The organism is Pseudoalteromonas sp. NFXS53, assembly GCF_056629255.1.
Genome location: NZ_JBWVBR010000030.1, coordinates 1 through 26,220 on the forward strand (window position 1 = coordinate 1; position 26,220 = coordinate 26,220).

Consider the following 26,220-nt stretch of genomic DNA (forward strand, 5'->3'; position numbering starts at 1 on the left):
TCTGCCATCATAAGTGATAACCACACACTCCCAGACCTAACACCTGTAGGTCGAGGCTTTAGCCCGACAAAGGAATATGTCCAGATCAAAACTCTGCCATCATAAATGACAACCACATACTCCCAAGACCAAACACCTGTAGGTCGAGGCTTTAACCCGACAAAGAAATAGCGCTGTATTAAACTCTGCCACAATAAATAACAAATAACACAACCCCCACGACTATTTTATTAATAAAAAAATTCACACGACGATTACTTGCTAACAAAATCTACAAGTGGTTTAATTACTCAGCTTTATATAAAGGCTTTAGACAAGGCTAACAAGAACGATTTTAGGAAGAACGAATGGCGCAACGCTATAAAACTTTCATTGCATCAGCATGTTTTCTGACAATGAGTGGCTGTACAATTATACCCGGCGGTCATTTTGAAGGACTAAAACAAGGTGAACAAACCGAGAACCTTGAGAAGGAATTGGCAAAAGTAAATATCCAACTCATTGACTCTGCTCTTATTTCCCAACAAAAAGACCTTAATAAAAAAATTGCAGCTGAAAGTGGTGCATCTAATTCCAATAATCATATTGCAGGACTCGATCTTTCTAATTATGAATACAAACTTGGGGTGGGTGATGTACTTACTATAGGGGTGTGGGATCATCCAGAGTTAACTATTCCTGCCGCTGTTCAACGTACTGCCGAGTTCGACGGCTTCCGGGTACAAGCTGACGGCACCATTACTTACGCATATGCGCCTAAAGTGCCTGCCGCAGGTAAAACGGTTGCAGAGGTTCGTGAAGAACTAGTTAAGCGCTTAAGTCGCGTGATTGAAGATCCGCAAATTGACGTAAAAGTAGTCGGTTTCAGAAGTCAAAAAGCTTATGTAACAGGCGAAGTGAAAAAGCCTGGTGTATACCCTGTAACCGAAACACCATTAACGCTAATTGATGCACTAAACCAAGCAGGTGGTTTAAATGAGCGTGCTGACTGGAAAACAGTGACATTTACCCGAGGTAATGAGACTGAAGTTATTCGTTTAGATGACTTTTATTCCAAAGGCGACATTTCTCAAAACCGTTTATTGCAGCATGGCGATATTGTACATGTAACACGTAACGACCAAAGAAATGTGTATGTATTGGGTGATGTAAAACGTGCTGGCACAGTAGAAGTGAATCGTTATGGTTTGAATTTAGCCGAAGCGCTCAGTGAGGTTGGCGGTATTGACGAGCGCTCAGCTGACGCCAATGGTATTTTTGTGCTTCGCAAACGCGATTTAGAAAAAGACGGTGTAATTGCTGACGTGTATCAGTTGCATGCAAAGAATGTTGCTGCATTAGTGCTGGCAGAGCAATTCGAATTAGATCCGCAAGACATCGTTTATGTTACTAGTGCACCACTTGCACGTTGGAACAAAGTAATTAGCTTGTTATTACCAGCGTTAACAACCGTTGATAGATTACAAGATATAGATAACCAGTAGTAGGCAAACCAGTATGTTCGATAGTGTTTTAATGGTATGTGCAGGTAACATTTGCCGAAGCCCAACCGCTGAATATGTTTTAAAAAGCAAATTAGCGGGCAAAAATGTCAAAGTCAATTCAGCAGGTTTAACGGCCCTTGAAGGTAAGTCAGCAGATAGTTTTGCTCAAGAATTAGCGCTACAACATGGCGTTGATATGTCTGAGCATAAAGGCCAGCAAATCAGCACAAGCCTTGTAACGCATAACAGTGTGATCTTGGTGATGGAGAAACGTCATCTTGAAGACTTATGTACCCGCTACCCCCAAGCACGCGGCAAAACATTCCTTTTAGGTAAATGGTTAGGCGACAAAGAAGTACCTGACCCTTATCGACAAAGCCGTGAAGCCTTTGAGCATGTTTACGAATTAATCGATAGCGCGTGCAGCGCTTGGCAGAAGTATTTATAAGGATGAAAGAGTCAATGAATGCTCAATCAAACCTATTAAGTGGCTCGCAACAAAAGCAATCCACAGAACAAGCGCAAGAAATCGATTTAATGGCCTTGTTAGGCGCTTTACTTGACCGTAAATGGTTTATCATTGCCGTTACAGCCTTATTTATGATTGTTGGTGTTGCTGTTGCAGTATTTAGTACACCGATTTATCAAGCCACAGCCATGATACAGGTTGAAGAAAAAGGTGGCTCAGTCCCTGGTTTTGATGAGCTAGGCGGGATGTTTGAAAGCACCTCTGCTGCTGTAACTGAAATCGAACTGTTAAAATCTCGTAGTATTATCGGTGAAGCCGTAGACAGCTTAAAACTTGATACAGTTGTAAAGCCAAAGCTTTTCCCTGTTATTGGTGGTAGGGCCTTTCGTAAGTTTACACCAATGCATGAAGGTGAGTTAGCAGAGGCAAGTTTTGGTGCTTCTAGTTATGCATGGGGCGGCGAAAAAATTGATGTATTTAAATTTGAAGTACCTAAAAATGCCATTGGTGCAGGTTTCACTCTAGTAGCATTAGCAAATCACCAATTTGAATTATTCACAGGTAATGGCGATAGCATATTAAAAGGTAAAGTCGGTGTTGAGGTATCAAATGGTACTTTTTCGTTAACATTAAAAACCTTAGTTGCGCGCCCTGGTACTGAGTTTACAATAACTAAGCGTGACCGCTTAAATACTATTCTTGATCTACAAGTAGCTATTGGTGCAAGCGAAAAAGGTAAAGACTCAGGCATTATTAACTTAAACCTGCAAAATGCGAATGCTGAATATGCTGAAACAGTATTAAACAAAGTTGCCGGTATATATGTTCGCCGAAACGTTGAGCGTAATAGTGCAGAAGCACAAAAATCGTTAGACTTCTTAGAGTATCAACTTCCGCAAGTAAAGAAGCAGTTAGAAGCTGCTGAACAGCGCTTTAATGATTATCAAGTAAAACAGCAATCTGTAGATATTACGCTTGAAACTGAAGGTGTATTGAAGCAGCTAGTAAAACTAGAAACTCAATTGCAAGAGCTTGAACTGAAAAAGCTAGAGCTAGGCCGTAAATTTAAACAAAGCCACCCAAGCTATCAAGCAGCCGTTGAGCAAATTGAAGCAGTTGAGAACCAAAAGCGCCGCTTAGCAGCGGAAGTGCAGGTTTTACCTGAAACACAGCAAGAGCTTTTACGCTTAACCCGTGACGTAGAAGTAAATAATGAGATTTACACACTGTTGCTGGCAAAAACACAAGAGCTAGACATTGTTCGCGCGGGCACTGTAGGCAATGTACGAGTGATCGACCTTGCCGAAGTCAACACATCAAAGCCTGTTAAACCGAAAAAAGCCTTAATCGTTGTTATGGCAACGATGTTAGGTGGCATGCTAGCAGTCGCCATTGTACTTATTCAGAAAGCAATTCATAAAGGCATTGAAGATCCAAGCGAGATTGAGGCATTAGGTTTACCTGTTTATGCAAGTGTACCTTATTCAGAATATCAGGTTAAGCTGACTGGTTTTGCAAAAGCTCGGAAAGGTAAAACCGCCAAGGCGAAATCGATACTCGCAGTGGATAACCCGGCAGACCTCTCCATTGAAGCACTAAGAAGCTTACGCACCAGCTTGCACTTTGCCATGATGGAAGCAAAAAATAACGTAATCGCAATCTCAGGCCCAAGTCCAGGTGTAGGTAAGTCATTCATTTCAGTTAACCTCGCGACAGTATTAGCACAAAGTGATAAGAAAGTACTTATCATCGACGCCGATATGCGAAAAGGTTATCTGCAAACGCAATTTGGCATGCAGTGGGACAACGGATTAAGTGACTATCTTTCAGGTCGAATTAATTTAGAGCAAGCTGTTAAGCATAGCCAAGTTGAAGGGCTAGATGTAATGACGCGAGGTCAAATCCCACCTAACCCGTCAGAGCTACTAATGCATGAAAACTTCTCAAAACTTGTTGAAGAAGTCAGTGCTAAATATGACCTAGTAATAATTGATACACCGCCAATACTAGCAGTGACCGACCCAGCAATTGTCAGCGCACATGCTGGCAGTACTTTACTTGTTACGCGTTTTGGTCAAAACCATGTAAAAGAATTAGAGCTTACTCGAAATCGCTTTGAACAAAATGGTATTGATGTAAAAGGCGTGGTATTCAACGGCGTAGTCAAAAAAGCAAGTAATGCCTACGGCTACTATGGCTACTACAACTACGAATATAAGTCAGATAAATAATATAATGTAGGTCGTCGTTTACGGCGACAATTGAAATGATATTCGGTAGCAGCGACTTTACGTCGCGACAGTATAAACTGTCACCCTGAACTTGTTTCAGGGACTAAAGGTTTGTCATCCTGAACTTGTTTCAGGATCTAAATGCCACAGATTGAATCAGATACAAATCAACATTCAATCGGTAGAAGCGACTTTACGTCGCGTAAGATAACAATTGTGGGTTGTCGTTTACGGCGACCGTTGAAGTGATATTCGGTAGCAGCGACTTAACGTCGCGACAGTAAAAAACGTAACCCTGAAAACGTTTCAGGGTCTAATGGTTTGTCATCCTGAACTCGTTTCAGGATCTAAATACAACTGATTGAATCAGATACAAATCAGCATTCAATCTGTAGCAGCGACTTTATGTCGCGACAGAAAAATTTAACTAACCTCTTGAACTCGTCTCAAGAGCGAAAACATAAACAAATAAAGGAACACCTGTGAAAGTTCTTACAGTATTCGGCACAAGGCCTGAAGCAATCAAAATGGCACCACTCGTTCATGCACTAGCAAACGACGAGCGCTTCGATGCTAAAGTCTGTGTTACAGCTCAACACCGAGAAATGCTAGATCAAGTCTTAGAACTTTTTAAAATTACGCCCGACTTCGACCTAAACTTAATGAAAGCAGGACAAACTTTACCTGAAGTAACAAGTCGTATTTTGTTAGAGCTAACACCTGTCTTAAAAGAGTTCAAACCTGATGTTGTTTTGGTACATGGCGACACCGCCACTACTTTCGCAGCTAGCCTTGCAGCCTATTACGAGCAAATTGCAGTAGGACATGTTGAAGCTGGCTTACGAACAGGTAATATTTACTCGCCTTGGCCAGAAGAAGCAAATCGTAAACTCACAGGTGCTTTAACAAAGTTTCATTTCGCACCTACTGAAACATCTAAGCAAAACTTATTAACTGAAAACTATAGTGAAGAAAATGTCTTTGTAACAGGCAATACTGTAATTGATGCTCTATTAATGGTTAAGTCACAAATAGAACAAGATAAAGACTTATCATTAACACTCGCAGCACAGTTTCCATTTTTAGATGAATCAAAAAAACTCATTTTAGTAACAGGTCATCGTCGTGAAAGCTTTGGTGGTGGTTTTGAGCGCATTTGTGAAGCATTAGCACAAACAGCTAAAAAACACCCTGAAACGCAAATATTATACCCAGTTCATTTAAATCCGAACGTGCAAGAGCCTGTAAATCGCATTCTTGCAGATGTTGACAACGTACACTTAATTGAACCTCAGCAATACTTACCTTTTGTATACTTAATGAACCGAGCTCATATTATTTTAACTGACTCAGGTGGTATTCAAGAAGAAGCGCCAAGCTTGGGTAAGCCTGTACTAGTTATGCGTGATACAACTGAGCGACCAGAAGCGGTCGAAGCTGGTACAGTTCAACTAGTTGGCACAAATGTAGATTTAATCACTTCATCTCTAACCGAGTTACTTACTAAAGAAAGTAGCTATACGAGAATGAGCAGAGCACATAACCCTTATGGTGATGGTAATGCGTGCTCTAGAATTTGTGATATTTTAGCTAAATAACGAATATATTAAGAGTTTGATTTTGCTCATAGCTAGAAGCTATCAGCTAACAGATTTAAAAAGGGATATCATGTCTTTTGAAACAATTTCAGTAATAGGTCTTGGTTACATTGGCCTTCCAACTGCCGCAATGTTTGCCTCTCGTAAGAAAAAAGTAATAGGGATTGATGTTAATCAATATGCTGTTGACACGATTAATCGCGGTGAAATTCATATTGTAGAGCCAGAGTTGGATATGATAGTACACGCGGCAGTAACGGAAGGTTATTTAAAGGCAGCAGTAACTCCTGAACCAGCTGATGCATTCCTTATAGCAGTGCCTACACCATTTAAAAACAATGACTCAGAGATACCTGAACCTGAGTTATCTTACATTGAGGCTGCAAGTAAAACTATTGCGCCAGTATTAAAGAAAGGTGATTTAGTAATCTTGGAGTCAACTTCTCCTGTTGGCGCAACTGAGCAAATGGCTGAATGGTTAGCAGAAGCAAGAATAGATTTAACTTTTCCTCAACAAAATGGTGAAAATTCGGATATTCGCATTGCACATTGTCCTGAGCGAGTATTACCAGGTCATGTAGTACGCGAATTGGTTGAAAATGACCGTGTAATTGGTGGTATGACGGGCAAGTGCTCAGACGCTGCTATCGAACTTTATAGAACGTTTGTTGAAGGTGAGTGTGTAAAAACAAATGCTCGCACAGCTGAAATGGCTAAGTTAACAGAAAATTCATGCAGAGACGTACAAATCGCGTTTGCAAATGAGCTTTCAATAATTTGCGATAAGCTAAGTATTGATGTTTGGGAGTTAATCTCATTAGCAAATCGTCACCCTAGAATTAACATACTTCAACCAGGGCCTGGTGTCGGTGGACATTGTATTGCTGTAGACCCTTGGTTTATTGTAAGCAAAACACCAGCCGAAGCTAACATAATTCACACAGCAAGAAAAGTGAATGACTCCAAACCAAAATGGGTAATTGAAAAGGTAAAGCTTGCAATAGCTAACTACCTACTGAAAAATACAGAAAAGACAGCTAGAGATGTAAAGGTCGCTTGCTATGGTTTAGCCTTTAAGCCTGATATCGATGATCTAAGGGAAAGTCCTGCACTAGATATTACAAAAGAACTTTCAGAAATACATGTAGGGCAGATTTTTGCAGTTGAGCCGAATGTACATGTCCTACCTGCTGAGTTTAAGAATATTGAATTAGTTGATTTTGAAAAAGCTAAAGACATGGCTGATGTTCATGTACTTCTAGTAGATCACAGAGACTTTAAGCAAACAAAACTGTCTACTGAGTTTTTGGTGGATACAAAAGGTATTTGGTAAATGAGAATATTACTTACTGGCGGAGCTGGCTTTATTGGTTCCGCTGTCATAAGGCATATTATTAATAGTACAGATTGCTCAGTACTTAATATTGATAAGCTAACATATGCAGGCAATCTTGAGTCACTCATTTCCGTTGAGAATAATGAAAGGTATCAATTTGAAAAAGTAGATATTTGTGACAGTGAATCATTGAGTAGACTCTTTAAATCATTTAAACCACATGTTGTGATGCATCTTGCTGCTGAGAGCCACGTTGATCGTTCAATCTCTGGTCCAGCTGAGTTTATCCATACAAATATTATAGGGACATATACTTTATTAGAAGTTGCCAGATCATATTGGTTAACTTTAAATTCGGAGCGTCGAGAATCTTTTGTTTTTCACCATATATCAACTGATGAAGTCTATGGTGATCTGCCGTATCCAAAGGAACAATCTGGAAATTCTGAGTTACCACTGTTTACTGAGCAGACTGCTTATGATCCAAGCAGCCCATACTCAGCTAGTAAGGCTTCAAGCGATCATTTAGTTAGGGCATGGCACCGGACTTATGGACTGCCAACAGTGATAACTAATTGCTCAAATAACTATGGCCCATATCACTTTCCAGAAAAGTTAATCCCCCTAGTAATTCTGAATGCTCTAGAGGGGAAGGATTTGCCTATATATGGGGAGGGGGATCAGATTAGAGATTGGTTGTATGTTGAAGACCACGCCAGAGCGCTTTTTAAGGTTGCAACAGAAGGTAAAGTTGGAGAGACGTACAACATTGGTGGACATAACGAAAAACAAAATATTGAAGTTGTTACAAGTATTTGTAAAATTTTGGACGAACTAGTACCAAGAAAGAGTAGTTATACGAACTTAATTACATATGTTGAAGATCGTCCAGGCCACGACCGTCGCTATGCAATTGACTCAACTAAAATGAAGCGTGAGCTGCAATGGACCCCAGAAGAAACATTCGAGTCGGGTTTATATAAAACGGTATTATGGTACTTAGAAAATCAGCAGTGGTGTAAGAACGTCCAGGATGGATCCTATAACAGAGAGCGTTTAGGAACCCTAAATAAGGTATAAATATGAAAGGTATTATTCTAGCCGGTGGCTCAGGTACGAGACTTTACCCTATAACGAAAGGTGTTTCTAAGCAACTTTTACCTGTTTACGACAAACCCATGATCTATTATCCGATCTCTGTTTTGATGCTTGCTGGTATCAGGGAAATCTTGATCATAACCACCCCAGAAGACCAGAGCTCATTTCAGCGGCTTTTAGGTGATGGTAGAGATTTCGGTATTAATTTATCATACGAAATTCAATCTCGACCTGACGGTTTGGCTCAAGCATTTATTATTGGTGAAAAATTTATTGGTCAAGATGATGTTTGTCTCGTTCTTGGTGATAATATTTTCTATGGTCAGGGTTTTACTCCAAAGCTTATCGAAGCTGTACGTAAAGCTAAAAATAATGAAGGTGCAACTGTTTTCGGTTATCAAGTTAAGGATCCTGAGCGTTTTGGGGTGGTTGAGTTTGATGGTAACTTAAAAGCCATATCGATAGAAGAAAAGCCAGTTCAGCCGAAAAGTCATTATGCGGTAACGGGTTTATATTTTTACGATAACTCTGTTGTAGACATTGCAAAAAATGTTGAACCCTCTTCCCGTGGTGAGCTAGAAATAACATGTGTAAATAATGCTTATTTGGAAAAAAATAGCCTTAACGTTGAGTTATTAGGTAGAGGTTTTGCGTGGTTGGATACTGGCACACATGAAAGCCTTTTAGAAGCTGCGCAGTTTGTCGAAACTATCGAAAAAAGACAAGGTTATAAAATCGCTTGTCTAGAAGAAATCGCTTTTAATAGAAACTGGTTAACTACTCAAGAAATTGAAAGTCTGGCTAAGCCTTTGTTGAAGAATAGCTATGGAAAATATTTGCTTTCATTAATCAATTAAGTTTTGTTATTACCATGAAAAAAAAGTTAATCATTTATGGTTCTGGTGATTTTGCCTTACACTGCTCTCATTTGCTTGAGGCATCCGAAAAGTTTGATGTTGTAGCATTCACTGTTGATAAGGAGTTTTTGCTTCAGGACACTTTAGACAATAAACCTGTAGTGCCTTTTGAAATTGTTGGCCAAATGTTTCCTGCTGAAGATTTTGAAATGTTCGTAGCCATTGGTTATAAAAATATGAGGGCTAGAAAAAGGCTATACCATAAAGCTTGCTGTAAAGGTTACAATCTCATAACTTATATCAGCCCTAGCGCGTTAGTTGATAAAAGTGTAAAAATAGGTGCAAATAATATTGTTATGGATGGTGTAATAATTGAGCGGGGCACAAAAGTTGGCCACAACAATATTTTTTGGAGTGGAGCTATAGTTTGTCATGACTCCATTATTGGAAACCATTCATTTTTTGCAGCAAGAGCAACTTTAGGTGGTTATTCTAAAATTCAGGATTCTTGCTTTTTAGGGTTTAACTCTGTGATTTTGCAGAATATAACCTTAGAGAAGGAAACGCTTGTAGGAGCGTGCTCACTAGTGATTAAAAATAGCTTGGAATATTCGAAGTTAGTTGGTCAGCCTGCGAAGCTAATTAATTTACATAAAGAAACTGGAATTTTAGTAAAGTGAAAAGAATTAACAAGAAAATTGCAATTATTGGTGCTAATGAATTCCAAAATAAATTGATTTTGAAAGCAAAACAGCTTGGGTTGGAGACTCATGTATTTTCATGGGGTAAAGATGAGGTAGGTCAAAAAACGGCTGATTTTTTTTATAAATATGATGTTACCCAAAAAGAGAAAATAGCTAAAAAATGCGAAGAGCTGGATATTGATGGCGTTTGTAGCATAGCTTCTGACTTAACGAATATTACAGTCAATTTTATCAGGAAAAGGCTTGGCTTCAACCGAAACTCAGATCAATGTCTTGAAGTTACAACCAATAAATATTCAATGAGGGATGCCCTCAAGAAAGGAGGGAGCCCCATACCCAGCTATTACCTCTTTAACGATAATAAGAACCAACATACACTGAAAAGTTACCCATATATTGTAAAGCCAGTAGATCGCTCTGGAAGTAGAGGCGTAACTCTGATTCAAAAACCTTGTGAGCTTGAACTTGCGGTCATTAAAAGTATTAAAGAGTCATTTGTCTCGCAAGCTATAGTTGAAGAATACATTGAGGGGAAAGAATATAGTGTGGAGAGCTTTAGTGATAATGGGGTTCACCACATTTTGCAGATAACAGAAAAATTTACTACGGAAAATCCAAATTTTATTGAAATAGCTCACATTGCTCCAGCAATATTAGATAAAGAAACAATCAGAGAGGTAAACTCAATCGTCTCCAGTGCACTCACTAACTTAAATGTTAAGTTTGGTGCTAGCCATTCTGAGATAAAAATCGATAGTAATGGAGATATAAAGATCATTGAGATTGGGTCTAGAATGGGAGGTGATTTTATTGGCTCTGACCTTGTATATATTAATTCCAAAGTAGACTTCCTAAAGCTAGAACTTTTAAGTGCATTACAAATTAAAATAGACCCAGTTGATCTGAACCCAGAGAAAAATGATACTGAAACAGCATGTGTTATTTTCTCGTTTGATGAAAAGCAGTTTGAAACAGTCGGCAAATTTTTATTACAAGACTCAATTGAATATGCAATTAATAAAAACTTCTCTGGCAGTGTACAAAGTAGTTCTGAGAGATATGGTTATCACGTAGCGAAAGTAGCTAATAATAAACTTAAAGGAATAATAGAGGTTATCAGAAAATGATCCAATTCAATAAGCCACCAAAAACAGGTAATGAGCTTACTTTATTAGCTGATGCCATAGCTACGGGTAAACTTTGCGGAGACGGTGCTTACTCCAAAAAATGTGAAAAATGGTTTGAAGAAAGATTTGGTGCTCTAAGGGCACTTTTGACGCCATCTTGCACAGCTGCTTTAGAACTTGCAGCTATTCTAATTGATATAAAAGAAGGTGATGAAGTAATAATGCCGTCATATACTTTTGTTTCTACAGCAAATGCTTTTGTTTTGAGAGGAGCAAAAGTTATATTTGTGGACATACGAAAGGATACAATGAACATTGACGAGACTTTGATTGAAGCAGCGATAACACCTAAAACTAAGGCATTAGTACCAGTACATTATGCAGGAATTTCATGTGAGATGGATAAAATCATGGATATTGCCAATAGGCATAATTTATGGGTTATTGAAGATGCTGCACAAGGGGTTATGTCAACTTATAAAGGTAAGGCATTAGGTGCAATCGGACATATTGGTTGTTATAGTTTTCATGAAACTAAAAATTACACATCAGGCGGGGAAGGTGGGGCAATATTAATAAACGATCCGAAATTGATAATGAGAGCCGAAGTGGTTCGTGAAAAAGGCACTAATCGAAGTCAGTTTTTGAATGGTATGGTAGACAAATATACTTGGCAAGATATAGGTTCTAGCTTTTTACCCAGTGAATTGCAGGCTGCATATCTACTTTCTCAGTTAGAAAGCGCGGAAGAAATAAATGAGAATCGCTTGGGTCTATGGCAGCGGTACTATGATTCTTTATCAAAAGTATTGCCACACAATCAATTGCCTTGTATTTCAAATGAAGTGAATCACAATGCCCATATGTTTTTTATAAAATTAGAAGATCAGACTCAAAGAGATAAATTTATTAACTTTATGAAAGATAATAAAGTTGTAACTCCTTTTCATTATATTCCTTTACATATTAGTCCTGCTGGTAAGATGTTTGGAGTATTTCATGGAACAGAAAAGAATACATCAGAAGAAAGCTCTAAACTAGTCAGATTACCATTGTATTACGGTATGAATGTTGATGAACAAGAAAAGGTAATTGAATATATTAAAATCTTTTTAGGCAATAGAACCTAATGATACATCTGTTTTGTGAATCTTTTAAGTTGGGGGGGGTTCAATCATTTTACTTAAGGTTAGCTAAAGCCTACCACGGTAAGTTCGTGCTAGTTAGCTTAACAGACCTATATGATGAACAATTTCTACGTGACCTTGAACAGACAGGGATCTCATATTTTTTTGCGAGTAACTTGTTTTGTCTTCCAATTAAACTTAAAAGAGCAACTCACTTAAACCTAATCCCTATTAACAAAAATAAATTATTAAGCTTTTTACCTGATGACGAGTTAAATATCCATGTGTCTAGCCTAAGTGGTGCAGTGTTTGCTTCAAGGATATCAGTATATAAAAAGGTAAAGTTAAATATTGGTATCTACAATAGTTTAATATTTGGTTGGAAAGGTGATCGTAGGTCATACTATGAGTATTTGTCTTCTGCGCTTTTAGATGACTTTTTTGGTAAAGAAACAGTCCTATTTACAAATGAAAAGTCAAAGAGTCATTACGAGAAATTATTAGGTAAGGATTTAAATGGCAGATTGATGCCCGTTGGGGTTGAAACGCGTAATGTTAGCTTATCTTCCCCTAAAGTTAAAAATTTAGATAGATTCACAATTGTTACCATAGGTAGGTTAATAGAATATAAAACCTACAATAAACACCTGATTAACGTATTGAATAAGATTACTCCTAAGTGCAAGAGTAGGATTGTACTTCGCATTTACGGGGAAGGAGATTACTCAAAAAAATTAAAAGCTCTAGCTAGTGACTCTAATTTTGAAATTGAATTTCTTGGTAATATTAAGTATTCAAATTTAGCTGAGGCATTTAAAGATGCGGATTGTTTTGTTGGTTGCGGTACTACTCTAATAGAAGCTGCTTCATATGGTTTGCCTTGTATTATAGGTATTGAAGGCATAGAGCAGCCTTTAACATATGGCTTTTTTAGTTCTACGAAAGGGTTTTCCTTTCATGAGCCAGGGCTAGAGTATAGTTTAATTACTATTGAAAGTTGTATAGAAAAGCTTTTGGGCTTAACACAAGAGAGCTTTGCGGATCTCAGTTTAAAACATATTGAGAGAGCTACAGACTTTTCTTTAAAATCTAGTTACGAGAAAATGAACGAAAACTTTGAACGACAAGGGTACTATAATCGTTCAATTTGCAATTTGAATATAGCAAAACTAAATTGCTCAATACTTTACGAACAGGTCACTTCATTAATCAACCCATCAAGCGCTTATAATAATAGGTATAAAAATAATGGGCGATAGAATACTCATTAATGCTGTGTTAAGTGCAATCTCAGGCGGTGTTAAATTAATTGGTGGTCTCCTTCTAGTTAAATTAGCGGTTAGCAAGTTTGGTGCTGACAAGTTGGTTCTATTGGGCCAGTTTAATAATATCTTTATGATTGCTAGCGGTTTGGCTGGAGCGGGGTTGTATGCAGGCTATGTGTCTATGACTTCATCGAAAACTAATGTTCTCGATAAAACATTATGTTTCAAATCGGTTGCTCATGCCTTTAGAACTTTGGTAATTGGTATAGTTGTTTTTATATTGCTCTGGAACATATACCTTTCGGACTATGCAGTTATGACAGGTTCACTTCTGCTACTTTCAATCTTTTTATGTGTTTTTTTCCCTGTTGCTGAAATTCTTCAGGCTGTGGTAAATACTACAATATCCTCAAAAGCTCTGTATTTAATAAAAATTTTTTCAATTATCATTAGTTTGCTATTGGGTTTTTTATTAATAGAGTTTAAGGAGAATGGTGGGTTTCTCATTAATACTCTTTTTGGTGTTTCCGTCACAATTATCAGTTTGATTGTGCTGTACCGAAAAAAAAATATAGTCACTATTAGTAATGATGCAAATTCTCATGAAAATATAGATTTTGGCCCTTTTACCAAAATGTTTGTAATTTCAATGTTGTTTGTGCCTGTTGCTAAAATATTGAGTCGAGATTTTGTTATAGAAGCAGAAGGTCTTGTTAACGCAAGTATCTGGCAGTCTTACCTTACGGTTTCTGATTCCTATACTGTTATCTTTACGATGTTCTTGAGTGTGTTTTACTTAAAAGAGGTGAATAAACTAAAAGACAAGCCCATAATACATATTTTTATGAACTATGGTAGTAAGCTGATTTTTATTTTCTTAGGCGCATTTTCTTTAGTTTATTATATTTGGCCAAGCTTAACGTTATTCTTTATGGGTATTAACATTGCTGGTGAAAATGATTATAGGCTGTTTATTTTGCTAGGCGATCTATTCCGTTTTTTTTCGTTGTTGCTAACTTATAACTTTATAGTAAGAAAAAAACTAAAGTTAGGGGTTTTGTTAGAGTTTGTTCAAGCTGCGTTATATGCTGTTTTGATTTATATTTTTCATGAAATAGCAGCATTTGAAGGTGTTTTTATATCTTACCTTGTTTGTTACATATTGTATTTTTCAGCCGTTTTGCTCGGGAGTTTTTATTTGGATAAAAGGCTAAATGAATGTTGATTGATATTTTGTTTTTTTCGGTATTACTCATTTTCTTAGAGAAGTCGTTAGTTGGTAAAGCAGGGTATATAACATTTTCACCATTAGTGGTTTTTCTCGCAGCTTATAATTTGTTATTTATTTTTCCTTCAATACTAGTTTTGATGCCTGGTGGGGCTGTGCTTTATATGGCTAAAGCACCTGCTGACATACTTGCAAATTATGAATTATTTAACAGAGCTTTTTTTTACATCTTTTTCTTAAGTTTCTGTCTTTTGACGCTTTCTAAGCGCAATTGGTTTATGAAACATGAAGTTGCCCAGGTAGTTGAGCCAAGCTGGTTTTACTCATTGTTATTTCTTGGGATTGTACTTAAGTATATATACTTAGGTGTTGGGTTGGGTTTCAATCCATTGTTGATTTTGGAACGAGCATTATTTCCGCGTGAATTCACATCAATAAAAGTTGGTACAGGATTTATTAATTATTTGCAGAGTTCGGTAACTTTACTTGCTTATTTTTTAGCGCTGCTACTATATTTTGACAGGCGCACCAAGACTTCATTATTCTTCTTAATTCTTTCAGCTTTGCTCTTTTTTGTGGGGGGGGGGAAGCAGCAAATACTTTGGTTAGCTTTTGTTTATATAATGGTTAGTAATAAAAATAAATTGACGACTTCAGCTGGCTTGTTTAAGAATTTAAAGTACATGGTAGTAATTGTACTTGTTGTGATTTTGTCTTTTTCAATCATGGTTGTCCGTTCAGATGATAGAACGCTTTTCGAAAAGCTTACAAAATATCAAAAAGAATCGTATCATTCAGCAAAAGTTATTAGTGACTTTACCTGGCAGTCTGAATATCCAATAAATGCAGTTGTTGATAGCTTTATCGCTCCAATTCCAAGAGCTATTTGGTCAGAAAAACCTTATATAGGAATGTATAACAGGTATTGGAGGGAGAAGTATGAAGCGAATACTGTCCGCTATCATACATCTACATATGGCTTTATTGCTGAAGCGTATATGGTTGCAGGTTTTTTTGGGGCTTTCCTTTATGCTCTTATATTTTCGTTTTTTGTCTTCATTAGCTATGTCTTGTTATTACGAGCTAAAACTTTGTTTTATACTTTCATTCCTATTTATTTGACAACACTATTTTACTTTTTTATGAGAACTGGGTTTACGGGGTTTGTTGTAATAAATGTCGTTTTTACCCTTTTTGTATGTTCATTATTCCTTAGGAAAACTTACAGGATAAAACTATGATAGCAAAAATCTACAGGTTTTTAGTTTATATTTTGATTAATCTTGCGTGGCTATTTAAACCAAAATTTTCAACGAAACTATATTATAAATTGCTGAAGAGTAATGGTGTCGTTTTTCAGGGGGAGCCAAACTATATTTCAGCTAAAGTTTGGTTTGATAGTGCCGATTACACAAAAATCTCTTTGGGCGCTGGAATTACTATTTCTAGTAACGTACGTATATTAACTCACGACTGGTCTCCTCATACAGTTAGAAAGGCTAGTGGTAATTTTGATGAGAAGCCCCTTGGTAAACTGGATGGCATTACTATTGGAGATTACACGTTCGTTGGTACGGGGACTATTATAATGCCAGGTTGTCAGATTGGTAGGGGTGTTATTGTTGGCGCAGGCTCTGTGGTTAGAGGTGTAATTCCTGACTTTGCGATTGTAATAGGTAACCCGTGCAAAGTTATTGGTGATTCGCGTGATTATGTTAATAAAGTAATTTCAAAGCAAGGGACTTAAAGGATGCGGGAATTAATCATATGCTGTTGTATTAGTTCACTAGAAGAGCGTGTTCGGTTATATAAATTAAAAAGGTTATTAGATAGTGAGCTTGTTGGATATCAATTTATAGGATGGAATAGAAAAGCATTAAAGGTAAATTCTCTGAACTATAAAACCTCGTATTTAATGAGTTTTAAAAAGCCAATCAGTATGTTGATGCCTGCTTATTATATTTTATGGGCAATATTGCTTTTTATTAGGTTAATTTTTGTTAGTAATAAAAATAGTCGAATATACGCAGTTGGTTTAGAGAGCGCAGTTCCTGCTATGCTAGCTAGCTTTTTCAAAGGGGGGGGGTACATATTTGATAACCCAGATAATTTTAGTACTTCTTTTGGATTGACTGGAAATGTCAAAAAAATAATTGATAAGCTTGAAAGTGTAGTAGCTAAGAAATCTTCGGTTCATATCCTTCCAAGTGAGGCAAGAGTTATTATACCGACAGATAAAGACAGATTTTTGTATAATACACCAAGCAAAAAATCTCTATCGTTAGCGCATACTATATTTACTAATGAAAGTGATGAATTTGTTAAATCTGTAAAAAGAGATGGAAGATTTAAACTTTACATAAATGGTCGGGTAGTAGATGATCGAGGGGCTGATTATTTACCAATTGTTTTTGGTGGATTACCTGTAAATGAGTATTGCTTAGTTATAGCCGGTGAAGTCGCTTCTGAGCGACTTGAAAAATTTCTTTCTAAAACAAATTTGACAGTTTATCGAGTTGATAGAGTGCCAAATGAAATCTCACTGGCATTATATTTAGCTGTAGATGTTGTTTTCGCTTTGTACTCACCAGTTAGACCTATTAACAGGTTAGCTGAATCTAATAAATGGTATGATTGTTTAGCAATTGGAACGCATTGCATAACTAATAAAGAGATACTAAGTGCCAGTAAACTATCTAAATATGAAAACTTTTCTGTTGTTGAATATGGCAATACAGCAGAATTAATGAATCTGCTTAAAAAACTCAAATTAAATAGTAAAAGAGCTAATCAGTTTAGTCCGTTTGATTGGGAATCAAATATGCTAACGATTTTAAATGAACCACATGGATAATTATAAATAATGCTGCAAGTACTTCAGGACTTAGAAAAAGGTGGAACTTCAATTATCGAAGCGCCTGTACCTCAACCAAAATCAGGGCATTTGATTGTTAATACTTCGGCGAGTTTAATTTCTGCTGGAACTGAAAGGATGTTGGTTGAGTTTGGTAAAGCCAGTTATTTAGATAAGGCCAGACAGCAACCAGAAAAAGTAAAGATGGTGCTTGATAAAGTCAAGACTGATGGATTAATTACAACATATGATGCTGTTAAAACAAAGTTAGGTCAACCTTTGCCCCTTGGTTATAGCAACGTAGGGGTCGTTGCCAACGTAGGAAAAGGTGCTGAGCATTTTAAATTAGGTGATCGAGTTGTGTCGAATGGTCCTCATGCAGATGTTGTTAGAGTGCCTAAAAACCTGTGTGCAAAGATACCTGATAATGTCTCGGATTATGAGGCAAGTTTTACGGTTGTTGGTAGCATTGGTTTACAAGGTATTCGCCTGATACAACCGACTTTGGGTGAGGCGATCGTTGTAACTGGGGTTGGTCTAATTGGCCTGATGACCGTACAGTTGCTGATAGCGCAGGGGTGTCGGGTTCTGGCTATTGACTTCGACGATGCCAAATTAGCACTGGCTAAGCAGTATGGAGCTGAAATTTGTAATCCAGGAAAGGGGCAGGACCCTGTTGCTGCAGGTATGGCCTTTAGTCGTGGTAATGGAGTAGATGGTGTAGTTATCACTGCATCCACTAAATCAAATGATCCAGTTACTCAAGCCGCCAGAATGTGCCGTAAAAGAGGGCGAGTTGTTCTAGTTGGTGTTGTTGGTTTAGAGTTAAACCGCTCTGACTTTTATGAAAAGGAAATTAGTTTTCAAGTTTCTTGTTCATATGGGCCTGGTAGATATGATGAAGAGTATGAAGATAAAGGGAATGACTATCCTATAGGTTTTGTGCGCTGGACTCAGCAACGAAACTTTGAAGCCGTGCTCGATATGATGTCTAGCGGTAAACTCGTTATCGACGAATTAATAACAAAGGTATTTGAGTTTGAAAACGCACAAGATGCATACGAATTGCTTACAGTAGACAAGTCTGTTTTAGGTTTGATACTGAATTATCAATCAGCGGTCGATAAGCGTCATACTAATATCCTACGTTTAGCAGAAGAAACTGCAAGGCCTGTTTCTGCAAACCAGCCTTCTGTTGGTTTTATTGGAGCAGGTAATTACGCTTCTAGAACTTTAATTCCTTCATTTAAAAAAGCTGGTTGTAGGTTGCATTCGTTATCTACTTCTGGAGGTGTTAATAGCTCTATTTATGGCAAAAAGTTGGGGTTCGAAAATGCAATTAGTGACACCGATTCTATGTTTTCGAATGATGAAATAAACACTTTAGCAGTTGTAACTCAACATAACTCTCATGCTTACTTTGTCTGCAAAGCTCTAGAGGCTGGCAAGCATGTTTTTGTTGAAAAGCCGCTGGCCTTAACATACGAAGAGCTTGATAAAGTAAAAAGCGCATACGAAGGTTCTTCGGCAGCTCTGATGGTGGGTTTTAATCGCCGTTTTTCACCGCATGTCCAGAAAATGAAGTCTCTTATTTCTTCTGTCAGTAAACCCAAAACTTTTATCATGACTATGAATGCTGGCGATATTCCTGCTGAGCACTGGGTTCATGATATAGAAAAAGGTGGTGGGAGAATTATCGGCGAGGCATGCCATTATATTGATTTAATGAGGTTTTTATCTGGATCCGAAATCGTCTCTGTTCAAGCCAGAAGAGTTGGAGAGCAATGTGATGGGAGTATCGTAGAGGATAAGGCTGCTATTATCTTAGGTTTTAAAGATGGTTCTCTAGGTACAATTCATTACTATGCAAATGGCTCTAATAGCTTTCCTAAAGAAAGGATCGAGGCTTTCGTAGACGGGAAAGTTCTTCAACTTGACAACTTCATTAAATTAAAAGGCTTTGGCTGGTCCGGTTTTAATAAAATGAATTTGTGGAAACAAGATAAAGGACAAGATGAATGTTCAAGATTGTTCTTAGAGGCCATCGAGCAAGGTGGTGAAATGCCTATTTCTAGCCAAGAGATCTTTGAGGTTGCTAAGGTATCAATTGATATCGCTGAGCAATTGAGGAATCAAGATTAGCATGTTGACTAAGCTTTCTAGATTATTTTGGACGGTGAGATACCTCACCGCCAAACAAGTATATTATCGCCTTTACTACCGTTTTGTGAAGCCGTCTGTGTTAACTTTAGAATCATTGGAAGCACAATCTGATTTTAATCAGGTTGGTGGTTTTGAGTGGGACGGCATTTGTTATAAAGAACAGTTAATAACCAGCTGTAATGAAGCTACATTCCTTAATAAAAAAGCTAGTATTAAGGACAAAGCAATTTGGAATGATACAAAACTAGAAAAGCTTTGGCTTTATAATTTGCATTACTTTGAAGACCTTAGTTCTTCGGATGCATATGATAGAGTTGATTTCCACACGTCCCTCGTTAATCGTTGGATCAATGAAAACCCTGCCTGTACAGGAAATGGCTGGGAGCCTTATACTCTTTCATTGAGGATCGTTAATTTCATAAAGTGGTCATCAAAGTTCAAGTATAGAGATAGTCGGTTTTTAGCCAGTTTGCGTCAACAGTCAGAAGCATTAATGCAGCAATGTGAGTACCATATATTAGCTAATCATTTATTTGCTAATGGTAAAGCTCTCACTTTTTCTGGAGTTTATTTCGGTCCTTTGGGTACAAGCTATTTGCTACGCGGCTTAGAGATATTGGATGCTGAGTTTAATGAGCAGTTTTTAGATGATGGAGCACATTATGAACTCAGTCCTATGTATCACAGCGTTATGCTGTGGGATGTTTTAGAGCTAATAGAGTTGGCACTTACTTCTAATAATAAGCAGCTTCTAGAGAGAGTGGATAGCTGGAAAAGTATTGCAAGTAAGGGGCTATCATGGCTTGAAAGTATGTTGCATCAAGATAATGAGATATCGTTTTTTAATGATGCGGCGATTGGTATTGCCCCAAGCCCAGTTAAACTATTTGAATATGCTAAACAATTACAGGTATCATTCAACAGCACAACTCCTGATTTATACAAACTCCACAAAGACTCTGGTTTTTCGGTCATACATGGTTCAAATTATAAAATTATTATGAATCATGCGGATATAGGCCCAACCTATCAACCTGGCCATGCGCATGCTGATTCATTGAGTTTTGAATTCTCTCTTATGGGTAAGAGAGTTTTTGTTAATTCAGGCACTTCTATGTATGGTGTTTCGGAAGAGCGTGAGGCTGAAAGAGGGACTTCAAGTCACAATACTGTGACGATTGAAAATATTAACTCTTCAGAAGTTTGGAGTGGCTTTAGGGTTGCGAAACGTGCTCGTTCTTCGTGTGTACTTGTCAATAAGTCTATGACTGAGGTTCAGCTTAACCTTAGTCACGATGGTTATTCAAGGTTAAGCTCTAACTATGTACATTCAAGAAAGATATGTAGCAATAGCTCCAGCTTCAGTATTATTGATTCAATACCTGTCGAAAATTCTAAAGGGGTTTTTGGTCATTATCATTTGCACCCAGACATTATTGTTACAGAGGTGAAAAATGATACTCTTACTTTACAACACAAAAGCTTAAGTGAGTTGCGCATAATGCTTGAAATAGGTAATGCTCAAGTTTCACTTGAAGAGTATTTTTACCATCCTGAGTTTGGTATATCAATTGTTAGTAAAAAGCTGATATTAAAGAGTATTGATTCGAGTAAGCCTTTCTCAATGGTTGTGAAATGGTGAATGACATGAATCCTAAAATTTGTTTAGTGACTAACTTATCTCTTAATAATGAACCTACAGTTGAAAACAGACTGCTTCCATATGTTGATTGCTTGAGGAAGAAGAAGGTGGAAGTGACGCTTTTCAGCTCAGATGTGCAGCTTAAAGAATGTATTTTGAAGGTAGTAAAACACCATTCTACCTTCTCAGAATTGGAAAGACCCAAGTCGTTTATCAAGAGAGCTTTATTTGAGTGGCGTGAGTCTAGGCGCATACTAAAGAAGGTTTCCGAAGGTGATTTTGATTTATATATAATTACAATTCCTTCTATGTTTCTACTTTTCAATTTGTATTTGTTAAAAGGAAAGAAAGTTTGTTTGGATGTTCGAGATTTAACTTGGGAGTATCTTGACAATAGCAGCTTGATACAGAGACTTTCTAAGTCACTCTTTCGAATGTTGGCTGATTTCAATATCAAGTTTTCCAATTATCAAATTGTAACCAATGATACTGAATTTGAATATATGTCCAAAAGAAGCGGTGTTGTTCTTAAATATTCTAATGGTGTGACTGAAGAGCAATTTAATGAGCTACAAAAATTAAGTGCTCCATCTTCAGAGTCAATATTTACAGTTACTTATTGTGGTAAAGTAGGTGTGGCACAAAACCTTTCTGTATTAATTGAAGCGGCTAGCCTACTTCCTGACGTAAATTTTAAGATTGTAGGGTACGGACCTCAAACAGATGAGATTGAAGCTCTTGCAGAAGAAAAAGCTCTGACGAATGTTGAATTTACAGGTCATGTAAACTGGTCAGAAGTTTTAAAACACTATAATGAATCTCATGTTCTTTACGCGCAATTAGGACCACTATTCTCAGGAGCTATGCCTTCTAAGCTCTTTCAGTACCTAGCAACAGGGCGCTATGTTATATACGGTGGTGAGGGGCAGGCAGAAGAAACATTGAAACAATTTAAAATGAGTAGAGTAATACCCTCCAATAACGTAGATAAATTGGTTGAGGCTATAAAGTTGGCAAAGTCGCACCAACTGAATCACTCTGAATCCGAGTTCAATAAGTCTTTAATTGCAGAACAGTATGTACGAGAAAAAAATGTAAGTAGAGTACTAGAGACTATTCTATGAAAGTAATCTTAACGGGAGCAACTGGCTTTATTGGAAAGCATCTTTTGAGCTTTCTTTTAAAACATGACTTTGAATTAATCTCTATTGTAAGAGATAGAGAATCAGACCTTTGCAGAGATAGTCGGTGTCTGTCGTACGAAGAGTTTTATCAGCTTAATGAAAGTGAGTTACCTGGTATTGACGCTGTAATACACCTCGCTGGTGCTGCGCATAGAACTTTTTCTGATCAAGATGCTAAAGAGACAAATGAAACGCTCACTCTGAATATGGTTAGGAAGTCTAAATCTTTGGGTGTAAAAAGGTTTATTTTTATTAGTAGCGTTGGCATATATCATGAGCAGCCTGAAATGATAGACTTAAATACTGTACCTAGTAATACTCAAAAAAACACAAATTTTTATAAGTTACAAGCCGAAAATATTGTAAAACGTGGTTTTTTAGATTGTTCAACCGATTATGTAATTTTAAGATTACCTTTAGTGTATGGTGAAGGTGTAAAAGCAAACTTTGCTTCATTAATGAAGTTAGTATATAAAAGCTTACCTCTTCCATTTCGCTTAATAAAAAACAATAAGAGAAGCTTAGTGTCTGTTTATAATTTAGTTGATCTAATTAAAGTTTGCATTGGACACTCTGAGGCAGCGAATCAGACTTTCTTGGTAAGTGATGATAATGATTTGTCAACTTCTGAAATGGTTGCGTTGATGGCAAAAGTACAGGGTAAACCTAACTTGTCACTTCCAATGCCTGTTTTTTGTTTTAATTTTGCGGGTAAAATGTTTGGAAAGCAAAGTGTTGTTGATAGACTTGTTGGTTCTCTGCAAGTCGATATTTCACACACTAAAAAAACATTAAATTGGCAGCCGCCTTATTCTGTTGAAGATGGGTTTAAATTGTCGGCTCATCGAGCGTAATGGAATTTAAAATGATTAGATTATTAGATTTTTTATTGGCCTTATTTGGCTTGATTGTATCGTTTCCTTTTTTAGTCCTGATTTTTATCATTGGACTTTTTGATACTGGATCGCCCATATTTACTCAAGAAAGAGTGGGTCGTAACAAAAAACCTTTTACTTTGGTAAAGTTTAGAACAATGAAGGTTGAAACTGCGTCTGTTGCAAGTCATTTAGCCAGCGCTGCTTCTATCACGCCTCTGGGTAGCTTTTTACGTAAAACTAAATTAGATGAGTTACCACAGCTTTGGAATGTTTTAAAAGGTGAAATGAGTTTGGTCGGGCCTAGGCCGGGGTTGTTTAATCAAGAAGAATTAACTGTAGCGCGAGATGAACGAAATGTATTTGATGTACGTCCTGGAATTACTGGGCTATCGCAAGTAAATGAAATAGACATGTCAACGCCTGACTTATTAGCAAAAACAGATAGGGAAATGATTGATGCAATGAGTATTGGTAATTATTTTAAATATATATTTATGACAGTTGCAGGTAAAGGATCTGGCGATAGGGTTAAGAAGCGGTAAGTTATAAGTTGCGAGTTAGCTAGGTTAAGTTAGCGAGATTAAAGTAGCGAGTAAATATTAAGAAGCGCGGTGTGATGTAGTAGTTGCACCGCGCATTTTTTTGTAATGTAAATCGTCATTTATGGTGATTGGTTTAGTTGTTGTCGGGTCGAAACCTCGACCTACAGGGGCAGTTTGTCAGTGTCATCACCCTGAATTTGTTTCAGGGTCCATAAAACAATGGATTAAGAAATAAGTTATGAATAATTGGATTGTAGGTGATTTGGCAAAGCCGCAATAGTCTGTCTACTTAATAAGTCTGAAATGACAGTTGTTGAAATATTGTGTATATTTGTAGTCTATAACTAAATCATTAGTCTATGTGATTGAAATTTGTTAGCTCAAGGATTTACAGTGGATAGTTGGTTCCGTTCTCTTCTTAATGCCTCTCGCTCGAAAAAGCGTCTTTTTACTTTATTGATCGACTCTATTTTTATTTTTAGTGCCTTTTGGTTAGCGCTTATTGTCAGGCTTGACAGTCTGTCACCATTCTTTGAGATAAAAAACTGGTTAATTCTATCATTATTATTACCGGTGAGCTTATTTGCTTTTGTCAATTTAGGTCTTTATCGCGCAGTATTAAGGTATGTTGGCGCCCATGCAATTGGGGCTATTTTGGTTGGTACGGTTCTTAGTACAATTGTTTTGATAATGGCATCGTTTTTCTCGCATGTATCTATTCCACGTACTATGCCTATTATTTATGCTTGGTTGCTTATCTTGTCTGTTGGTGGCTCACGTATTATGGTGCGCGCCATGGTTGGGCGTTTAGCAACAGTAAACAAAACCCCTGTTGTAATTTATGGCGCAGGTTCTGCTGGTCGTCAACTAGCCCCTGCTATAGGTGCCGGGGAAGAGTATTTTGTTAGTGCTTTCATTGACGATGATAAGTCAAAACAAGGTGCCATTTTACAAGGTATACCAGTTATTGCTTTCAATGGTATTTTTAGCCTAATTGAACGAAAAAAAGTAAAAAAGATACTTCTAGCTATGCCAAGTGAAAACAGAGCTCGTCGCAAAGAAATTCTTTCACAGCTTGAGAATTTACCTGTAGAAGTTATGACTATTCCCGGTATGGTTGATATTCTCGAAGGTAGAGCAACGCTTAACGATATCAAAGATGTTGAAATTGAAGATTTATTAGGGCGAGATCCCGTCGTGCCTAAGCAAGATTTATTGAATGCCAATATAAAACACAAATCTGTTATGGTGACTGGTGCTGGTGGTTCAATTGGTTCGGAGCTTTGCCGGCAGATTATCAAACAATCGCCTACTAAACTCGTATTATTTGAGTTGAGTGAGTTTGCACTCTATTCGATAGAAAAAGAATTAAATGAGTTTATTAAGTCTAAAGGGTTAGACATTGAGCTTATTCCGATAATGGGGTCGGTACAGCACATAAACCGCTTAGAAAACTGCATGATTGCTTTTGGTGTGCAAACGGTTTACCACGCTGCAGCTTACAAACATGTGCCTTTGGTTGAGCATAATGTAGTTGAAGGTGTGCGTAACAATGTATTTGGAACATATTACGCTGCTAAGGCGGCAATCAATGCCAAGGTTGAAACCTTTGTTCTTGTAAGTACAGACAAAGCTGTGCGCCCAACCAATGTAATGGGTACGACTAAACGTATGGCAGAGCTCTGCCTACAAGGTCTAGCGCAGAACAAAGAAAAAGGTAAACATAAGACACGCTTTTGCATGGTACGCTTTGGTAATGTTTTAGGCTCTTCTGGTTCAGTTGTGCCGCTGTTTAGGCGACAAATTAAAGAGGGGGGCCCTATTACTTTAACTCACCCTGATATCACTCGTTTCTTTATGACAATCCCTGAAGCGGCTCAACTTGTTATTCAAGCTGGTGCTATGGGTAAAGGTGGCGATGTTTTTGTGCTCGATATGGGGGAATCTGTAAAGATTAAAGATTTAGCTACTAAGATGGTACACCTCTCTGGCTTAGAGGTAAAAAGCGAGTCTAATCCGCATGGTGACATTGAAATTAAATGCACTGGCCTACGACCAGGCGAAAAGCTTTATGAAGAGTTATTGATTGGTGATAACGTCGAAAATACAACCCATGAGCGCATTATGAGTGCTAAAGAGGTAATGCTGCCACTTGCTGAGTTAAATGTATTTTTAGAAGCGTTAGATATTGCTTGCCATAATTTTGAACATGAAAAAATTCGCCAGCTATTGTTAGACGCACCTACTGGTTTTAATCCAACAGATGGAATCTGTGATTTAGTCTGGAATGCAAAAACTACAAGCGTTGAGCAAAAAATTGCTGACGATAGGAAGGTTGTTAGTTTTAAATGAATGTAAGCTAGAAGCTAGAAGCTAGAAGCTAGAAGCTAGAAGCTAGAAGCTAGAAGCTAGAAGCTAGAAGCTAGAAGCTAG

21 protein-coding genes are annotated in these 26,220 nt (G+C 37.5%); all 21 read left to right on the forward strand.

Features of this window, described 5'->3' with window-relative positions; all coding sequences use genetic code 11:
* The first annotated feature begins 347 nt into the window (after positions 1–347).
* The 21 genes from AC1HJP_RS20315 (at position 348) to AC1HJP_RS20415 (ending at position 26,139) form a co-directional block, all read left to right on the forward strand.
* Entirely contained in the window at positions 348–1,484 is a 1,137-nt protein-coding gene (locus tag AC1HJP_RS20315) for a polysaccharide export protein (RefSeq protein ID WP_480363320.1), read from the forward strand.
* Between the two features lie 13 nt (positions 1,485–1,497).
* Positions 1,498–1,932 carry a low molecular weight protein-tyrosine-phosphatase gene (locus tag AC1HJP_RS20320; protein WP_480363321.1) on the forward strand — a complete coding sequence of 145 codons (435 nt, stop codon included), beginning with the start codon at positions 1,498–1,500 and terminating at the stop codon, positions 1,930–1,932.
* Positions 1,933–1,946: 14 nt separating this feature from the next.
* On the forward strand, positions 1,947–4,184 hold the full coding sequence (locus AC1HJP_RS20325) for a polysaccharide biosynthesis tyrosine autokinase (protein ID WP_480363322.1): 2,238 nt from the start codon (positions 1,947–1,949) through the stop codon (positions 4,182–4,184).
* Positions 4,185–4,666: 482 nt separating this feature from the next.
* Positions 4,667–5,782 (forward strand): non-hydrolyzing UDP-N-acetylglucosamine 2-epimerase, encoded by a 1,116-nt coding sequence (gene wecB, locus AC1HJP_RS20330; protein ID WP_480363323.1) that lies wholly within the window; start codon positions 4,667–4,669, stop codon positions 5,780–5,782.
* A 70-nt stretch (positions 5,783–5,852) separates the two neighbouring features.
* Positions 5,853–7,115 (forward strand): UDP-N-acetyl-D-mannosamine dehydrogenase, encoded by a 1,263-nt coding sequence (wecC, locus tag AC1HJP_RS20335; protein ID WP_480363324.1) that lies wholly within the window; start codon positions 5,853–5,855, stop codon positions 7,113–7,115.
* Positions 7,116–8,198: a dTDP-glucose 4,6-dehydratase gene (gene rfbB / locus AC1HJP_RS20340; protein WP_480363325.1), complete on the forward strand. Its 1,083-nt coding sequence runs from the start codon at positions 7,116–7,118 to the stop codon at positions 8,196–8,198.
* Between the two features lie 2 nt (positions 8,199–8,200).
* Positions 8,201–9,073: a glucose-1-phosphate thymidylyltransferase RfbA gene (rfbA, locus tag AC1HJP_RS20345; RefSeq protein ID WP_480363326.1), complete on the forward strand. Its 873-nt coding sequence runs from the start codon at positions 8,201–8,203 to the stop codon at positions 9,071–9,073.
* A 14-nt stretch (positions 9,074–9,087) separates the two neighbouring features.
* Positions 9,088–9,753, forward strand: a complete 666-nt coding sequence (locus AC1HJP_RS20350; protein WP_480363327.1) for an acetyltransferase — start codon at positions 9,088–9,090, stop codon at positions 9,751–9,753.
* Positions 9,750–10,904, forward strand: coding sequence for an ATP-grasp domain-containing protein (locus AC1HJP_RS20355; protein WP_480363328.1), 1,155 nt, complete (start codon positions 9,750–9,752; stop codon positions 10,902–10,904). The genes AC1HJP_RS20350 and AC1HJP_RS20355 overlap by 4 nt, the downstream gene beginning before the upstream one ends.
* A complete protein-coding gene (gene rffA / locus AC1HJP_RS20360; RefSeq protein ID WP_480363329.1) occupies positions 10,901–12,034 on the forward strand; it encodes a dTDP-4-amino-4,6-dideoxygalactose transaminase in 1,134 nt (377 codons plus the stop codon). The genes AC1HJP_RS20355 and rffA overlap by 4 nt, the downstream gene beginning before the upstream one ends.
* A gap of 86 nt (positions 12,035–12,120) precedes the next feature.
* On the forward strand, positions 12,121–13,290 hold the full coding sequence (locus AC1HJP_RS20365; RefSeq protein WP_480363330.1) for a glycosyltransferase family 4 protein: 1,170 nt from the start codon (positions 12,121–12,123) through the stop codon (positions 13,288–13,290).
* Positions 13,280–14,521 carry an MATE family efflux transporter gene (locus tag AC1HJP_RS20370; RefSeq protein WP_480363331.1) on the forward strand — a complete coding sequence of 414 codons (1,242 nt, stop codon included), beginning with the start codon at positions 13,280–13,282 and terminating at the stop codon, positions 14,519–14,521. Before AC1HJP_RS20365 ends, AC1HJP_RS20370 begins: the two co-directional genes overlap by 11 nt.
* Positions 14,515–15,765, forward strand: coding sequence for a hypothetical protein (locus tag AC1HJP_RS20375; RefSeq protein ID WP_480363332.1), 1,251 nt, complete (start codon positions 14,515–14,517; stop codon positions 15,763–15,765). Before AC1HJP_RS20370 ends, AC1HJP_RS20375 begins: the two co-directional genes overlap by 7 nt.
* Positions 15,762–16,271 (forward strand): acyltransferase, encoded by a 510-nt coding sequence (locus tag AC1HJP_RS20380; protein WP_480363333.1) that lies wholly within the window; start codon positions 15,762–15,764, stop codon positions 16,269–16,271. Before AC1HJP_RS20375 ends, AC1HJP_RS20380 begins: the two co-directional genes overlap by 4 nt.
* Before the next feature lie 3 nt (positions 16,272–16,274).
* Complete coding sequence (locus AC1HJP_RS20385; protein WP_480363334.1) at positions 16,275–17,378, forward strand: glycosyltransferase family protein; 1,104 nt, start codon at positions 16,275–16,277, stop codon at positions 17,376–17,378.
* 9 nt (positions 17,379–17,387) lie between these two features.
* Positions 17,388–19,520 carry a bi-domain-containing oxidoreductase gene (locus AC1HJP_RS20390; protein WP_480363335.1) on the forward strand — a complete coding sequence of 711 codons (2,133 nt, stop codon included), beginning with the start codon at positions 17,388–17,390 and terminating at the stop codon, positions 19,518–19,520.
* Position 19,521: 1 nt separating this feature from the next.
* Positions 19,522–21,183 carry a heparinase II/III domain-containing protein gene (locus AC1HJP_RS20395; protein ID WP_480363336.1) on the forward strand — a complete coding sequence of 554 codons (1,662 nt, stop codon included), beginning with the start codon at positions 19,522–19,524 and terminating at the stop codon, positions 21,181–21,183.
* 5 nt (positions 21,184–21,188) lie between these two features.
* Positions 21,189–22,307 carry a glycosyltransferase gene (locus AC1HJP_RS20400; RefSeq protein WP_480363337.1) on the forward strand — a complete coding sequence of 373 codons (1,119 nt, stop codon included), beginning with the start codon at positions 21,189–21,191 and terminating at the stop codon, positions 22,305–22,307.
* Entirely contained in the window at positions 22,304–23,221 is a 918-nt protein-coding gene (locus AC1HJP_RS20405; RefSeq protein WP_480363338.1) for an NAD-dependent epimerase/dehydratase family protein, read from the forward strand. Before AC1HJP_RS20400 ends, AC1HJP_RS20405 begins: the two co-directional genes overlap by 4 nt.
* Before the next feature lie 11 nt (positions 23,222–23,232).
* A complete protein-coding gene (locus AC1HJP_RS20410) occupies positions 23,233–23,787 on the forward strand; it encodes a sugar transferase (RefSeq protein WP_480363339.1) in 555 nt (184 codons plus the stop codon).
* Positions 23,788–24,180: 393 nt separating this feature from the next.
* Positions 24,181–26,139 (forward strand): polysaccharide biosynthesis protein, encoded by a 1,959-nt coding sequence (locus AC1HJP_RS20415; protein WP_480363340.1) that lies wholly within the window; start codon positions 24,181–24,183, stop codon positions 26,137–26,139.
* The last annotated feature ends 81 nt before the right edge of the window (positions 26,140–26,220 follow it).

Excerpts from the sequence above, each read along its gene's own strand:
- AC1HJP_RS20315 (WP_480363320.1), top strand. The coding sequence starts at position 348 with ATGGCGCAACGCTATAAAACTTTCATTGCATCAGCATGTTTTCTGACA.
- AC1HJP_RS20320 (WP_480363321.1), top strand. The coding sequence starts at position 1,498 with ATGTTCGATAGTGTTTTAATGGTATGTGCAGGTAACATTTGCCGAAGC.
- AC1HJP_RS20325 (WP_480363322.1), top strand. The coding sequence starts at position 1,947 with ATGAATGCTCAATCAAACCTATTAAGTGGCTCGCAACAAAAGCAATCC.
- wecC (WP_480363324.1), top strand. The coding sequence starts at position 5,853 with ATGTCTTTTGAAACAATTTCAGTAATAGGTCTTGGTTACATTGGCCTT.
- rfbB (WP_480363325.1), top strand. The coding sequence starts at position 7,116 with ATGAGAATATTACTTACTGGCGGAGCTGGCTTTATTGGTTCCGCTGTC.
- rfbA (WP_480363326.1), top strand. The coding sequence starts at position 8,201 with ATGAAAGGTATTATTCTAGCCGGTGGCTCAGGTACGAGACTTTACCCT.
- AC1HJP_RS20350 (WP_480363327.1), top strand. The coding sequence starts at position 9,088 with ATGAAAAAAAAGTTAATCATTTATGGTTCTGGTGATTTTGCCTTACAC.
- rffA (WP_480363329.1), top strand. The coding sequence starts at position 10,901 with ATGATCCAATTCAATAAGCCACCAAAAACAGGTAATGAGCTTACTTTA.
- AC1HJP_RS20370 (WP_480363331.1), top strand. The coding sequence starts at position 13,280 with ATGGGCGATAGAATACTCATTAATGCTGTGTTAAGTGCAATCTCAGGC.
- AC1HJP_RS20375 (WP_480363332.1), top strand. The coding sequence starts at position 14,515 with ATGTTGATTGATATTTTGTTTTTTTCGGTATTACTCATTTTCTTAGAG.
- AC1HJP_RS20380 (WP_480363333.1), top strand. The coding sequence starts at position 15,762 with ATGATAGCAAAAATCTACAGGTTTTTAGTTTATATTTTGATTAATCTT.
- AC1HJP_RS20385 (WP_480363334.1), top strand. The coding sequence starts at position 16,275 with ATGCGGGAATTAATCATATGCTGTTGTATTAGTTCACTAGAAGAGCGT.
- AC1HJP_RS20390 (WP_480363335.1), top strand. The coding sequence starts at position 17,388 with ATGCTGCAAGTACTTCAGGACTTAGAAAAAGGTGGAACTTCAATTATC.
- AC1HJP_RS20395 (WP_480363336.1), top strand. The coding sequence starts at position 19,522 with ATGTTGACTAAGCTTTCTAGATTATTTTGGACGGTGAGATACCTCACC.
- AC1HJP_RS20400 (WP_480363337.1), top strand. The coding sequence starts at position 21,189 with ATGAATCCTAAAATTTGTTTAGTGACTAACTTATCTCTTAATAATGAA.
- AC1HJP_RS20405 (WP_480363338.1), top strand. The coding sequence starts at position 22,304 with ATGAAAGTAATCTTAACGGGAGCAACTGGCTTTATTGGAAAGCATCTT.
- AC1HJP_RS20410 (WP_480363339.1), top strand. The coding sequence starts at position 23,233 with ATGATTAGATTATTAGATTTTTTATTGGCCTTATTTGGCTTGATTGTA.